Source organism: Ramlibacter sp. (assembly GCF_028291745.1).
GTDB lineage: Bacteria > Pseudomonadota > Gammaproteobacteria > Burkholderiales > Burkholderiaceae_C > Ramlibacter.
Window position 1 is genome coordinate 1 of sequence record NZ_JAQGNQ010000142.1, and the last position, 13,112, is coordinate 13,112.

9 protein-coding genes are annotated in these 13,112 nt (G+C 67.7%); 5 read left to right on the forward strand and 4 right to left on the reverse strand.

Annotated features, from left to right (window positions below):
• Nucleotides 1-110 precede the first annotated feature (110 nt).
• The 3 genes from JWP60_RS25760 to JWP60_RS25770 form a co-directional block, all read right to left on the reverse strand.
• Complete coding sequence (locus tag JWP60_RS25760) at nt 111-761, reverse strand: response regulator transcription factor (protein WP_299798150.1); 651 nt, start codon at nt 759-761, stop codon at nt 111-113.
• Nucleotides 762-783: 22 nt separating this feature from the next.
• The gene (locus JWP60_RS25765; RefSeq protein WP_299798153.1) at nt 784-1,878 is read right to left on the reverse strand and encodes a histidine kinase; all 1,095 of its coding nucleotides are present in this window, start codon (nt 1,876-1,878) and stop codon (nt 784-786) included.
• Between the two features lie 92 nt (nt 1,879-1,970).
• The gene (locus JWP60_RS25770; protein WP_299798156.1) at nt 1,971-2,942 is read right to left on the reverse strand and encodes a hypothetical protein; all 972 of its coding nucleotides are present in this window, start codon (nt 2,940-2,942) and stop codon (nt 1,971-1,973) included.
• A gap of 56 nt (nt 2,943-2,998) precedes the next feature.
• Between JWP60_RS25770 and JWP60_RS25775 the strand changes: the two genes are divergently transcribed.
• Both JWP60_RS25775 and JWP60_RS25780 read left to right on the forward strand, forming a co-directional pair.
• Nucleotides 2,999-3,607, forward strand: coding sequence for an isochorismatase family protein (locus JWP60_RS25775; RefSeq protein ID WP_299798159.1), 609 nt, complete (start codon nt 2,999-3,001; stop codon nt 3,605-3,607).
• Between the two features lie 7 nt (nt 3,608-3,614).
• Complete coding sequence (locus tag JWP60_RS25780; protein WP_299798162.1) at nt 3,615-5,507, forward strand: propionate--CoA ligase; 1,893 nt, start codon at nt 3,615-3,617, stop codon at nt 5,505-5,507.
• 86 nt (nt 5,508-5,593) lie between these two features.
• Here the strand turns inward: JWP60_RS25780 and JWP60_RS25785 are convergent, their stop codons facing one another.
• Complete coding sequence (locus tag JWP60_RS25785; RefSeq protein ID WP_299798165.1) at nt 5,594-8,257, reverse strand: ATP-binding protein; 2,664 nt, start codon at nt 8,255-8,257, stop codon at nt 5,594-5,596.
• A 236-nt stretch (nt 8,258-8,493) separates the two neighbouring features.
• Here JWP60_RS25785 and JWP60_RS25790 point away from each other — a divergent pair, with 236 nt between their 5' ends.
• From JWP60_RS25790 to JWP60_RS25800, 3 genes are all read left to right on the forward strand, one after another.
• Complete coding sequence (locus JWP60_RS25790; RefSeq protein ID WP_299798168.1) at nt 8,494-11,367, forward strand: 2-oxoglutarate dehydrogenase E1 component; 2,874 nt, start codon at nt 8,494-8,496, stop codon at nt 11,365-11,367.
• A gap of 71 nt (nt 11,368-11,438) precedes the next feature.
• Nucleotides 11,439-12,707 carry a 2-oxoglutarate dehydrogenase complex dihydrolipoyllysine-residue succinyltransferase gene (gene odhB, locus JWP60_RS25795; RefSeq protein WP_299798171.1) on the forward strand — a complete coding sequence of 423 codons (1,269 nt, stop codon included), beginning with the start codon at nt 11,439-11,441 and terminating at the stop codon, nt 12,705-12,707.
• A gap of 72 nt (nt 12,708-12,779) precedes the next feature.
• A partial coding sequence (locus JWP60_RS25800; protein ID WP_299798174.1) for a PspC domain-containing protein occupies nt 12,780-13,112 on the forward strand: 333 nt, incomplete at its 3' end.

Sequence of the window (13,112 nt, forward strand, 5' to 3'; positions counted from 1 at the left end):
GATCGCTGGGGTGCCTGCGGCAGCCCAGCCTACGAAAGACGCCAGCCAGGCGACAAAAAGGTCGGCCCGCAAGGCCGCGGGATCGCCTTGCTGCCGAGGAATGTCACCCCTCAGGCCTTCACCAAGCCCTTGCGCACGGCATACCGCGTGAGGCTGGCGATGTCGTTCAGGCGCAGGCGCTCCATGATGCGGGCGCGGTGCACGTCCACCGTCTTCGGCGACAGGCCAAGTTCGAAGGCGATCTCCTTGGCCGATTTGCCCTGCGCGATCAGCGTGAGGATCTCGACCTGCCGCGTGGTCAGTTCGTCGTCGACGGTCGGCTCCGAGGGCTGCAGCAGCCGCTGCGCCACCGCGGCACTGAAGTAGCTGCCGGTCGCCATCACGCTGCGCAGCGCCTGTTCCAGCTCGAAGGGCGGGGCGTCCTTCATCAGGTAGCCGCAGGCGCCATTGGCGACGGCGCGCTTGACGAAGTCCACCGTGTCGTACATCGACAGCACCAGCACCCGCACCTCGGGGTAGCGGGAATGGATTTCGGCGATCGCCGTGATGCCATCCATGCCGGGCATGGAGATGTCGGTCATCACGACGTCCGGCTTCACCGACTCCAGCAACTGCAGCAGCTCGTTGCCGTTGCGTGCCTCGGCGATCACCTGCACGCCTTCCACCGTGGACAGCAAGGCCTTGATGCCGGAACGCACCAGGTCATGGTCGTCGGCGAGTACGACCTGGATGGGGAGCGGCGAATTCAGGTTCTGGATCATGGGTAGGCCCGGTATTTCTTCGTCACACCACGGCTCGGATGGCGACCCCGCGGCCGTCGCGCGTGCGGATGTGAAGCCGTCCACCCGCGAGCTCGGTGCGCTCGATCATGCCGTAGAGGCCGATGTTCTTCTCGCTTTGCTGCCCGTTCAGCACGGCGGCCTTGTCGAAGCCTACGCCGTCGTCGAGCACCAGCACGCTGATGCGCCCGCTCGGCAGGAAGCGCAGGCGTACCCGCACCATCGATGCCTTGGCATGGCGCACGATGTTGGTCAGGGCTTCCTGCACCAGCCGCACCGCGACCGCCGCGTTCTCCTCCAGCTTGGCCGGCTCGGAGCCGCGGGTGGTGACCTCGCAGGCCAGCCCCGCAGGCTCGGCGATGCGTTGCATGGCGGACTGCACCGCGGGCACGAGCCCCAGCAGGTCCAGCTGCGCCGGACGCAGCGAGAACGACAGCGTCTTCAATTGCTGCAGGGCGCCGTTGGCCAGTTCGGCCGCGGTTTCGCTGTGCTTGTGCGCCACCGCGGAATCCGGCGCGCGGTCGGCGGCGTGCAGGTGGATCACCACCGCCGTCAGCGTCTGCCCGAGCTGGTCGTGCAGTTCGCGCGAGATGTGCGAGCGTTCGCGCTCCTGCGCCAGCACGAAGCGGGCGGACAACTCCTTCAGCCGCGCATAGGCGGCCTGCAGTTCCGCGTCCAGGCGCTCCTTCTCCTGCGCGCGCCGGCGCTCTTCGAGCACCCGGCCGATGATCTGCGGCAGCGTGCCGAGCTTGTCCTTGGTGAGGTAGTCCTTGGCTCCGCAGCGCAGCACGTGCACGGCCGCCTCCTCGCCGATCGCGCGCGTCAGCACGATCAGCGGAATGGTGGAGCGGCGCGTGACCAGGATCTGCAGCGCCGCATAGGGCGAGAAGCGCGGCAGGTTGAAGTCGCACAGGATCACGTCCCAGTCGCCCTGCAGCGCGGCCACGAAGCTCGCGGCGTTGTCGACGCGGTGCAGCTCGTAACGGCGCACGGGATCGGCGCGCTCGAGGGCGATGCCCATCAGTTCGACGTCGTCCGGGTTGTCCTCGACGCACAGCAGCCGGATGGGAGGGAGGTCGGGTGCTGCGCGGCTGGACATGGGGATCGCGGGCAAGTTTACCGTCGAGCTGGCGACCGGCCGGTTAAGCATCTTCCTTAGGCGATCGATAGCGCTGGTGCCTGGGTCGCCGCTCACGGGGTCCGGAACAGTTCGAGCTGGCGGGCCAGGTAGTCGACCACGCGCTCGAAGGGATCGAAGCCGAAGGCCTCGGCCACCGAAGGACGCAGGTTCGAATTGGCATTGATGTCGTAGAAGACGCGCTGTCCATCGGGCGTCTCGAGGTATTCGATGCCGCCGACGTCCAGCTTGGCCGCCTGCACGATGCGCGTCGCCTCCGCCACTGCCTCGCGCGGGACCTCGGGATAGGGAAAGAACTCCACCGGCGGCGCGTCGACCGGCTGCAGCGCGGGGATCTCGCAGATGCCTTCGCCGTCATCGGGATTGCACACCGGCGAGGGGCACAGATTGAAGCGGCCGTGCGTCTTCACGCGCATGGCATACAGCAGTTCGCCGCCCAGGAACTCCAGCCGCACGATGCCTTGCTCGGGATCATGGGGCAGGTACTCCTGCAGCAGGAACAGGTTGTCCGGCTGCCAGATGGAGGGATCGCGGCGGAAGATCTCCTCCACCTGCTCCACGGACTCCACGACCTGGATGCGGGCACCGCTGCCGCCCTGGTCGGGCTTGAGCACCGCGGGCCACGTGATCGCGTCCGCATACGCGCGCAGCGCCGAGGGCTCGTTGAAGGTGATCGAGCGCGGCGTGGCGATGGCCAGCGTGCGCAGCAAGGTGGCCTGCACGCTCTTGCTCAATTCCAGGGCAAACACGTCCGCGCCATTGAGCACGCGCGCGCCCAGTCGCTCCAGCGTGCGCATGTACGCCAGGGCCAGCGGCACCGCGCGCGTGTTGCCGCGGATGTAGGCGCTGGGGCTGGCCTGGTTGAAGTACAGCAAAGCGCGCGGCAGCTCCTCGTTGCTGAAGGCGGCGTGCGTGACGTTGTAGGGCTCGAAGGAAATTCCGCGCCGCTCGAGGGCGGCAAACAGCGGCTTCTGCCACTCGGGATGTTCGTGGATGACGATCAGGTCGGGGCGGGCGGAGGACATGGCCGGGATCGTAGCGTGCGCTGGCGCATCCGATAATGCCGGGCAAAGGAATTGCCATGCTGCTGGACGCCGAAGACTCTCAACTCGTGCTCGTCGATTACCAGGCGAAGCTGCTGCCCGCCCTCCATGAGGCCGACCTGGTGCTGGCCAACGCCGTGCGCCTGGCGCGCATCGCGCAACTGCTGCAGGTGCCGCTCTGGGCCACCGAGGAAAACGCGCAGGGCCTGGGCGCCACGGCCGATGTGCTGCAGCCGCTGGTGGCGGGCCGGGTGGTGAGCAAGATGGCGTTCGACGGCAGCAGCGTGCTGCTGCCGCGCCTGAAGCCCGCGGCCAAGCCGGCGCAGGGCGGCAATGCCCGCAGCCTGCCCAAGCACCTGCAGAAGGCGGCGCCGCCGCCCGCGTCCGGGCGCGAAAGCATCGTGCTGGCCGGTTGCGAGGCGCATGTCTGCCTGCTGCAGACGGCGCTGGGCCTGCTGGAGGAAGAACTGGAAGTCTGGGTGGTCACCGACGCCTGCAGCTCGCGCAGCGAGCGCAATCGCGACGCCGCCTTCGACCGCCTGGCCGGGGCTGGCGCGGAACTGGTGACCACGGAGATGGTGGCCTTCGAGTGGCTGCGGGATGCGGGTCATCCCCGGTTCGGCGAAGTGCTGGCGCTGGTGAAATAGCAGCAGCATGGGCTACGCCGAGTTCTACCGCCGCTCGCTCGAGGACCGCGACGCCTTCTGGGCCGAGCAGGCCCGCCTGATCGACTGGCAGACGCCGCCGGCCACCCTCTGCGATGCGACCAATCCCCCGTTCTACCGCTGGTTTGCGGGCGGCACCACCAACCTGTGCCACAACGCCATCGACCGGCATCTGGCCGAACGCGCGCACCAGCCGGCACTGATCCACGTCTCCAGCGAAACCGGCCAGGAGCGCGTCTACACGTTTGAGGAACTGCACGCCCAGGTGCAGCGCATGGCGGCGGTGCTGCAGTCGCTGGGCGTGGGCCGCGGCGACCGCGTGCTGGTTTACCTGCCGATGATCCCGGAGGCGGTGTTCACGATGCTGGCGTGCGCCCGCATCGGCGCCATTCATGCGGTGGTGTTCGGCGGTTTCGCCTCGCATTCGCTGGCGGCGCGCCTGGAGGATGCGGCGGCCAAGGTGGTGGTCAGCGCCGATGCCGGCTCGCGCGGCGGCAAGGTGGTGCCGTACAAGTCGCTGCTCGATGAAGGCATCCGCCTGTCGCGGCACAAGCCCGACGCCGTGCTGCTGGTGGACCGCCAGCTCGCGCCCATGCAGCGGGTGCCCGGGCGCGACCACGACTGGGAAACGCTGGCCGAGCGCCATCGCGACACCCAGGTCCCCTGCGCATGGCTGGATGCCACCGACATCAGCTACACGCTGTACACCAGCGGCACCACCGGCAAGCCCAAGGGCGTGCAGCGCGATGTCGGCGGCTATGCGGTGGCGCTGGCCGCCAGCATCAAGCACATCTTCCTCGGGCAGCCGGGCGAGACCTACTTCTGCGCCAGCGACATCGGCTGGGTGGTGGGCCACAGCTACATCGTCTACGGTCCGCTGCTCGGCGGAATGGCCACCCTGATGTACGAAGGCCTGCCGATCCGGCCCGATGCGGGCATCTGGTGGAGCCTCGTCGAGAAGTACAAGGTGACCGCGATGTTCACCGCGCCCACCGCCGTGCGGGTGCTCAAGAAGCAGGACCCGGCCTTCCTGCGCAAGTACGACCTCTCGAGCCTGCGCGCGCTGTTTCTCGCCGGCGAGCCCCTGGACGAGCCGACGGCGCGCTGGATCGCCGACGGCCTGGGCGTGCCGGTCATCGACAACTATTGGCAGACCGAGAGCGGCTGGCCGATCCTCACCATCGCCAACGGCGTCGAGCGCCAGACCAGCAAGTACGGCAGCCCGGGCGTTCCCATGTACGGCTACGACGTGCGGCTGGTGCACGAGTCCACCGGCGAGGAACTCACCGGCCCCGACCAGAAGGGCGTGGTGGTCATCGAGGGGCCGACGCCGCCCGGCTTCATGCAGACGGTGTGGCAGGACGACGCGCGCTATGTGCAGACCTACTGGTCGACCCTGCCGGGCCGGCCGGTGTACAACACCTTCGACTGGGGCATCCGCGACGAGGACGGTTACTTCTACATCCTGGGTCGCACCGACGACGTGATCAACGTGGCCGGTCACCGGCTGGGCACGCGCGAGATCGAGGAGAGCATCTCCAGCCATTCCAGCATCGCCGAAGTGGCGGTGGTCGGGGTGGCCGATGCGCTCAAGGGCCAGGTGGCCATTGCCTTCGCCGTCGCCCGCGATGCCGCTGCCGTGGCCGACGAGCACGCGTGCCTGAAGCTCGAAGGCGAGGTGATGAAGGTGGTCGACGAGCAGCTCGGCGCGCTGGCGCGGCCGGCGCGCGTGCGCTTCGTCGCGGCCCTGCCCAAGACCCGCAGCGGCAAGCTGTTGCGGCGCGCGATCCAGGCCGTCTGCGAGGGAAGGGACCCGGGTGACTTGACGACGATGGAGGATCCGGCGGCGCTGGAGCAGATTCGGGTACTGGTCGGATCGTAGGCTGGGCTGCCGAAGGCACCCCAGCGATCCGGCGCCGCTTGCTGGGGTGCCTTCGGCAGCCCAGCCTACGAGGAAAGGCAAGCCCGCTAAACCTTCGTCGAATTCGATCCCAGCATCCGCCGGATCCGCGTCGCCAGCTGCTCCATCGCGAACGGCTTGGTCATCATCTCCATGCCGGCTTGCAGGAAGCCCTTGTTCAGGGTCGCGTTCTCCGCGTAGCCGGTCATGAACAGCACCTTCAGGTCGGGCCGCTTCACGGCTGCCGCGTCGTAGACCTGGCGGCCGTTCATGATCGGCAGGCCGACGTCGGTGACCAGCAGGTCGATGCGCGCGTCGGACTCCAGGATGCGCAGGGCCGCGGCGCCGTCGCCGGCCTGCAGCGTGCGGTAGCCCAGGCCGTTCAGCACGTCGATCACCAGCGCCCGCACCACCGGCTCGTCCTCGACGACCAGCACGGTCTCGCCCTGTTCGCTCTGGTGCTCCGGGCGCAGCTGCGGCAGCGGCTCGGGCGGGGCCGCGTCGCCATGGTGCCGCGGCAGGTACAGCTTGGCGGTCGTGCCCTGGCCCGGTTGGCTATAGAGCTTGGCGTGGCCCGCCGATTGGCGCGCGAAGCCGTAGATCATCGACAGCCCCAACCCGGTGCCCTGGCCGATCGGCTTGGTGGTGAAGAAAGGGTCGAAGGCCTTGGCCAGCACGTCCGGCGGCATGCCTTCGCCGGTATCGGACACGCTGATGCACACGTACTGCCCGGGCTCCACGTCCTCCTGCGCGCCATAGCGTTCATCGAGCCAGGCATTCTGGGTCTCGATGACCAGGGCGCCGCCATCGGGCATGGCGTCGCGCGCGTTGATGCACAGGTTCAGCAGCGCGCTTTCCAGCTGGTTCGGGTCGCACAAGATGCTCCACAGCCCGCCGGCCAGCACCAGCTCGAGCCGGATGTTCTCGCCCAGCGTGCGGCGCAGCAGGTCTTCCATCGGCGCGATCAGCTGGTTGGCCTTGACCGGTTTCGGGTCGAGCGGCTGCCGGCGCGAGAAGGCGAGCAGCCGGTGCGTGAGGCCGGCCGCGCGCTGCGCCGAAGTCATCGCGCCGTTGATCAGGCGCTCGATGTTCTCCAGCTTGCCCAGTTGCAGGCGCAACTTCAGCAGGTCGAGCGAACCCGTGATCCCCTGCAGCAGGTTGTTGAAGTCGTGCGCGATGCCGCCAGTCAGCTGGCCCACCGCCTCCATCTTCTGGGCATGCCGCAGCGCTTCTTCCGCGGCCTTGCGTTCCTCGGATTCGCGCTGCAGCCGCTGCATGGCGGATTCGAGGTCGCGCGTGCGTTCGGCGATGCGCGTCTCCAGGCCGGCATTGAGCTGGCGCAGCTGCTGCTCCGCCTCCACCTTTTCGGTGACGTCGTAGCCCTCGACGAAGATGCCGCTGGAGCGACCCGAGGGATCCAGGATCGGCTGGTAGACGAAGTCCACGAAGCGGGTCACCGGTGCCGCGTCCGCTTCGGGCTGCAGCTTGACCTCCAGGCTCTTGCCCACATAGGGCTGGCGCGTGCGGAACACCTGGTCCAGCAGCTCGAAAAAGCCCTGGCCCGCCACTTCGGGCAGTGCCTCGCGCACCCGCTTGCCCTCGATGCCGCGGTGGCCCACCAGCTGCAGATAGCTCTCGTTGGCCAGCTCGAAGACCTGCTCCGGCCCGCTCAGCACGCAGATGAAGCTGGGCGCCTGGCGGAACAGGGCGCGCAGGCGGTCGCGTTCGGCGGTGCGCGCCTCCACATCCTCCGCATTCGCCAGGCTGGCGCCGATCTGGCCGGCCAGCAGTTGCACGAAGGAGAGATAGTCGGTGTCCAGCTTGCGATAGGGATTGATGCCGCAGGCCAGGAAGCCGGCCGCGGCGCCCGCCCCCTGCCGCGGCAGCGGCACCACCAGCGCCTGCCGCGCCGGCTTGTCCCAGGCGCCGAGCGGCACCTCCTGGTCGGGCGACAGCGGCACCACGAAGGCCGGGTCGCCGGCGAACACGCGGCGCGCGTCCCAGACGTGCCCGGGCTGAAGCTCGCGCGGCGCGAGCGGCATGCCGGCGGCGATGCCCGCGGTGGTGGCCAGCCGCGCCTGGCCCTCGTCGTCGAACAGGTACAGCGCCGAAAAGGTCAGGTCGCGGGTCGCCGAAGCCAGCGTTTCGGCCGTCATGCGCAGCACCGCCGACTGCGTGTCGGCCGCGGCCAGCCCGCGGGCCAGCTCGCGCAGCGCGCCCAGGCGGCGCTCGCTGATGACGCGCACCGTGTCCTCGCTGACGGCGCAGAACATGCCCTCCACCTCGCCCGAGTCGCCGATCAGCGGGCTGTACGAGAAGGTGTGGTAGGTCTCCTCGGGGTAGCCGGAGCGTTCCAGCAGCAGCAGCAGCGCCTCGTCCCAGGTCGCCTCCCCCTTCTCGTACACGCTGCCGATCCGGCCCTTGAGGTCGTCCCAGATCTCCGGCCAGAGGACCTTCATGGGCGTGCCCAGGGAGCGCGGATGCTTGATGCCTAGCGTGGGACGATAGGCGTCGTTGTAGAAGAAGTGGATCTCCGGCCCCCATCCGAGCCACATCTGGAACTTGGAAGTGAGCAGGATGCGCAGCGCCATCTTCAGCGCCTGCGGCCAGCGTTCCGGCGGGCCGAGCGGAGTGGCGGCCCAGTCATGCGCGCGCATCAGGCGCGCCATGGCCCCGTCGCCGACGAAGATGTCGGCGTATTGCTCGGGTAATGGCTCGGTCACTGCAGTCATTGCGCCGAAATTAACACGAGCTCCGGGATGGACGGCGCGAACTGCGGGTGAATCCCGATGGACGAGCCGCTCGCGCCATACCCCACCGGCAGTGGGGCCCGATTTCGGTGGCACAATGCGCTCGCACCAAGGGCCCTTCCCCACAGTCGCATCCGCCAACCGGCAAAGCCGTGTCGCGGAAGGTTTCTCCACCCGCTTCATGCCTCCTGAAGGGAGGCGGAAAGTAGCGAACGCAAATGAGCGATCACGGCTCGGTCTATACGGCCTACGACAGCAATTCCTATCTGTTCGGCGGCAATGCGCCGTATGTCGAAGAGATGTATGAGAACTATCTCGCCAATCCGGGCAGCGTGCCGGACCACTGGCGCGATTACTTCGACGCCCTGCAGAACGTTCCCGCCGTCGACGGCAGCAATGCCAAGGACGTGCCGCACCTGCCGGTCGTCAACGCCTTTGCCCAGCGCGCCAAGCAGGGCGGCACCAAGGTCGTCATCGCCGGCGGCGCCGACCTCGACCTCGCCCGCAAGCGCACGGCCGTCCAGCAACTGATTGCCGCCTACCGCAACGTCGGCGTGCGCTGGGCCGACCTCGACCCGCTCAAGCGGGCCGAGCGCGAGCACATCCCCGAGCTCGAAGCCTCGTTCTACGGCTTCACCGATGCCGACCAGGAAGCGGTGTTCAACACCAGCAACACCTTCTTCGGCAAGGAGAGCATGTCGCTGCGCGAGCTGACCAACGCGCTGCGCGAGACCTACTGCGGCACCATCGGCGCCGAGTTCATGTTCATCAGCGACCAGGGCCGCAAGCGCTGGTGGCAGCAGAAGCTCGAAGCGATCCGCAGCAAGCCGAACTTCGGCCCGGAAAAGAAGAAGCACATCCTCGACCGGCTGACTGCGTCCGAAGGCCTCGAGCGCTTCCTGCACACCAAGTACGTCGGCCAGAAGCGCTTCTCGCTCGAAGGCGGCGAGAGCTTCATCGCCTCGATGGACGAACTGGTGCAGCGCGCCGGCGAGAAAGGGGTGCAGGAGATCGTGATCGGCATGGCGCACCGCGGCCGCCTGAACGTGCTGGTCAACACCATGGGCAAGATGCCCAAGGACCTGTTCTCCGAGTTCGACCACACCGCGCCGGAAGACCTGCCCGCCGGCGACGTCAAGTACCACCAGGGCTTCAGCTCGGACGTCAGCACGCCCGGCGGCCCGGTGCACCTGTCGCTGGCCTTCAACCCCTCGCACCTGGAAATCGTCAACCCGGTGGTCGAAGGCTCCGCGCGCGCCCGCATGGACCGCCGCGCCGACGCCAAGGGCAACGAGGTGCTGCCGGTGCTGGTGCACGGCGACGCCGCCATCGCCGGCCAGGGCGTCGTGATGGAAACGCTGGCACTGGCCGAGACCCGGGGCTACTTCACGGGCGGCACGGTGCACCTCGTGATCAACAACCAGATCGGCTTCACCACGTCGGACCCGCGCGACGCGCGCTCGACGCTGTATTGCACCGACATCGTCAAGATGATCGAGTGCCCGGTGCTGCACGTGAACGGCGACGATCCCGAAGCGGTGGTGCTCGCGACCCAGCTCGCGCTCGAATACCGCATGGAGTTCAACAAGGATGTCGTGGTCGACATCGTGTGCTTCCGCAAGCTGGGCCACAACGAGCAGGACACCCCCGCGCTCACCCAGCCGCTGATGTACAAGAAGATCGCGGCGCACCCCGGCACGCGCCGGCTGTACGCCGACAAGCTCGCCGCGCAGGGCCTGGGCGAGACGCTGGGCGACGACATGGTCAAGGCCTTCCGCGCCGCCATGGACGCCGGCAAGCACACGGTCGATCCTGTGCTGTCCAACTTCAAGAGCAAGTACGCGGTCGACTGGTCGCCCTTCCTCGGCAAGAAGTGGACCGATGCCGGCGACACGGCGATCCCGCTGGCCGAGTGGAAACGCCTGGCCGAGCGCATCACGACCGTGCCGCAGAACTTCACCGTGCACCCGCTGGTGAGGAAGGTGCTGGAAGACCGCGCCGCGATGGGCCGCGGCGACGTCAACGTCGACTGGGGCATGGGCGAGCACATGGCGTATGCCTCGCTGGTGGCTTCCGGCTACCCGGTGCGCCTGTCCGGCGAGGACGTCGGCCGCGGCACCTTCGTGCACCGGCACGCCGTGCTGCACGACCAGAGCCGCGAGCGCTGGGATACCGGCACCTACATTCCGCTGTGCAACGTCGCCGACAACCAGGCGCCCTTCGTCTGCATCGATTCGATCCTCTCGGAAGAGGCGGTGCTGGGCTTCGAGTACGGCTACGCCTCCAACGACCCCAACACGCTGGTGATCTGGGAAGCGCAGTTCGGCGACTTCGCCAACGGCGCGCAGGTGGTGATCGACCAGTTCATCGCTTCCGGCGAAGTGAAGTGGGGCCGCGTCAACGGCATCACGCTGATGCTGCCGCACGGCTACGAAGGGCAGGGCCCCGAGCACAGCTCGGCGCGCCTCGAGCGCTTCATGCAGCTCTCGGCCGACACCAACATCCAGGTGGTGCAGCCGACCACGGCCAGCCAGATCTTCCACGTGCTGCGCCGGCAGATGATCCGCTCGCTGCGCAAGCCGCTGATCATCATGACGCCCAAGTCGCTGTTGCGGAACAAGGACGCGACCTCGCCGCTGTCCGAGTTCACCAAGGGCGCCTTCCAGACGGTGATCCCCGATCAGAAGGCGGACCTGAAGGCCGAGAAGGTCAAGCGCGTGATCATGTGCTCGGGCAAGGTCTACTACGACCTGGCCAAGAAGCGCGAGGAGCGGGGCAGCGAAGACGTGGCCATCCTGCGCGTGGAACAGCTCTATCCCTTCCCGCACAAGGCTTTCGCGGCGGAGCTGAAGAAGTACCCGAACGTGACCGACCTCGTGTGGTGCCAGGACGAACCGCAGAACCAGGGCGCCTGGTTCTTCATCCAGCACAACATCCACGAGAACATGGGCGAAGGCCAGAAGCTGGGATATGCCGGCCGCGCCGCCTCCGCCTCGCCCGCCGTGGGCTACTCGCACCTGCATGCCGAGCAGCAGAAGGCACTGGTGGAAGCCGCGTTCGCGAAGCTGAAGGGCTTCGTCCTCAGTAAATAAGGTGAGAAGCCACACCCGACCCGCTGGTGCGGGTGGGGCCTGGCCACGCGTATCCGAAGGACAAATATCAAATGGCTATCGTTGAAGTGAAGGTCCCGCAGCTGTCCGAATCGGTTGCCGAAGCGACGCTGCTGCAGTGGAAGAAGAAGGCCGGCGAGGCGGTGGCGCTCGACGAGATCCTGATCGAGATCGAGACCGACAAGGTGGTGCTCGAAGTGCCCGCGCCCAGCGCTGGCGTGATGGGTGAGATCGTCGTTGCGGATGGCGGTACCGTCACCTCCGACCAGGTGATCGCCAAGATCGACACCGAGGCCAAGGCCGGCGCTGCCGCACCGGCCGCCGCCAAGCCGGCACAGGCCACGCCCAGCGCGGTGGCCAATGCGGCCCCGGCCGCTGCCGGCGGTGGCTCGAAGTCCAACGTGGCCATGCCGGCCGCGGCCAAGATGATGGCGGACAACAACATCAGCGGCGGCGTCGCCGGCACCGGCCGCGATGGCCGCGTGACCAAGGGCGACGTGATCGGCGCACTGGCCTCGGGCGTGATCGCCAAGGCGGCCGCTCCCCTGGCTCCCGCCGCCGCGCCGGCGCGAGCCGCCCTGCAGCAGGTCAGCGCACCGGTGGCGGCGCCCGACCTGGGCGACCGTCCCGAGCAGCGCGTGCCCATGAGCCGCCTGCGCGCGCGCATCGCCGAGCGCCTGCTGCAGTCGCAGTCGACCAACGCCATCCTGACCACGTTCAACGAGGTCAACATGGCGCCGGTGATGGAGATGCGCAAGAAGTTCCAGGACCAGTTCACCAAGGAACACGGCGTCAAGGTCGGCTTCATGTCCTTCTTCGTGAAGGCGGCCGTGCACGCGCTGAAGAAGTACCCGGTGATCAATGCCTCGGTCGACGGCAACGACATCGTCTACCACGGCTACTTCGACATCGGCATCGCGGTCGGTTCGCCGCGCGGCCTGGTGGTGCCGATCCTGCGCAATGCCGACCAGATGTCGATCGCCGACATCGAAAAGAAAATCGGCGAATTCGGCGCCAAGGCCAAGGACGGCAAGCTGACCCTGGAAGACCTGACCGGCGGCACCTTCTCGATCTCGAACGGCGGCATCTTCGGCTCGATGCTGTCGACCCCGATCATCAACCCGCCGCAATCGGCGATCCTGGGCGTGCACGCGACCAAGGACCGCGCCGTGGTCGAAAACGGCCAGGTCGTGGTGCGGCCGATGAACTACCTGGCGATGTCGTACGATCACCGCATCATCGACGGCCGCGAAGCCGTCCTGGGCCTGGTCGCCATGAAGGAAGTGCTGGAAGATCCAGCGCGCCTGCTGCTCTCCCTGTAATCGCCGTCCATCGCAGGACCGAAAGCGCGCTCGCTGCAGCGCGTGCCACCGTTTTTTTTGTGAGGTAGTCGCATGAGTGTCTCCGATGAAATCAAGCGTTTGCACGAACTGCACCAGGCCGGCGCGCTGACCGACGCCGAATTCGCCCAGGCCAAGGCCAGGGCCCTCGGCGGCGCCGTCAATCTCGACAAGCCGGCCGGCAGCGTCGGCAACGGCGACTTCGTCAGCGAAATCGGCGCGCTGCGCCGTTCGCGCAGCGATCGCTGGCTGGGCGGCGTCTGTGGCGGCCTGGCCAAGGCCTCCGGCATGGAGGCGTGGATCTGGCGCCTGGTGTTCGTCCTGTTCACGGTCACTTTCGGTTTCAGCCTGCTGATCTATCTTCTGATGTGGATTTTCGTCCCCGAA

Coding starts and splice junctions, on each gene's coding strand:
- JWP60_RS25780 (WP_299798162.1), top strand. CDS start 3,615: ATGGGCTACGCCGAGTTCTACCGCCGCTCGCTCGAGGACCGCGACGCC.
- JWP60_RS25785 (WP_299798165.1), bottom strand. CDS start 8,257: ATGACTGCAGTGACCGAGCCATTACCCGAGCAATACGCCGACATCTTC.
- odhB (WP_299798171.1), top strand. CDS start 11,439: ATGGCTATCGTTGAAGTGAAGGTCCCGCAGCTGTCCGAATCGGTTGCC.
- JWP60_RS25760 (WP_299798150.1), bottom strand. CDS start 761: ATGATCCAGAACCTGAATTCGCCGCTCCCCATCCAGGTCGTACTCGCC.
- JWP60_RS25765 (WP_299798153.1), bottom strand. CDS start 1,878: ATGTCCAGCCGCGCAGCACCCGACCTCCCTCCCATCCGGCTGCTGTGC.
- JWP60_RS25770 (WP_299798156.1), bottom strand. CDS start 2,942: ATGTCCTCCGCCCGCCCCGACCTGATCGTCATCCACGAACATCCCGAG.
- JWP60_RS25775 (WP_299798159.1), top strand. CDS start 2,999: ATGCTGCTGGACGCCGAAGACTCTCAACTCGTGCTCGTCGATTACCAG.
- JWP60_RS25790 (WP_299798168.1), top strand. CDS start 8,494: ATGAGCGATCACGGCTCGGTCTATACGGCCTACGACAGCAATTCCTAT.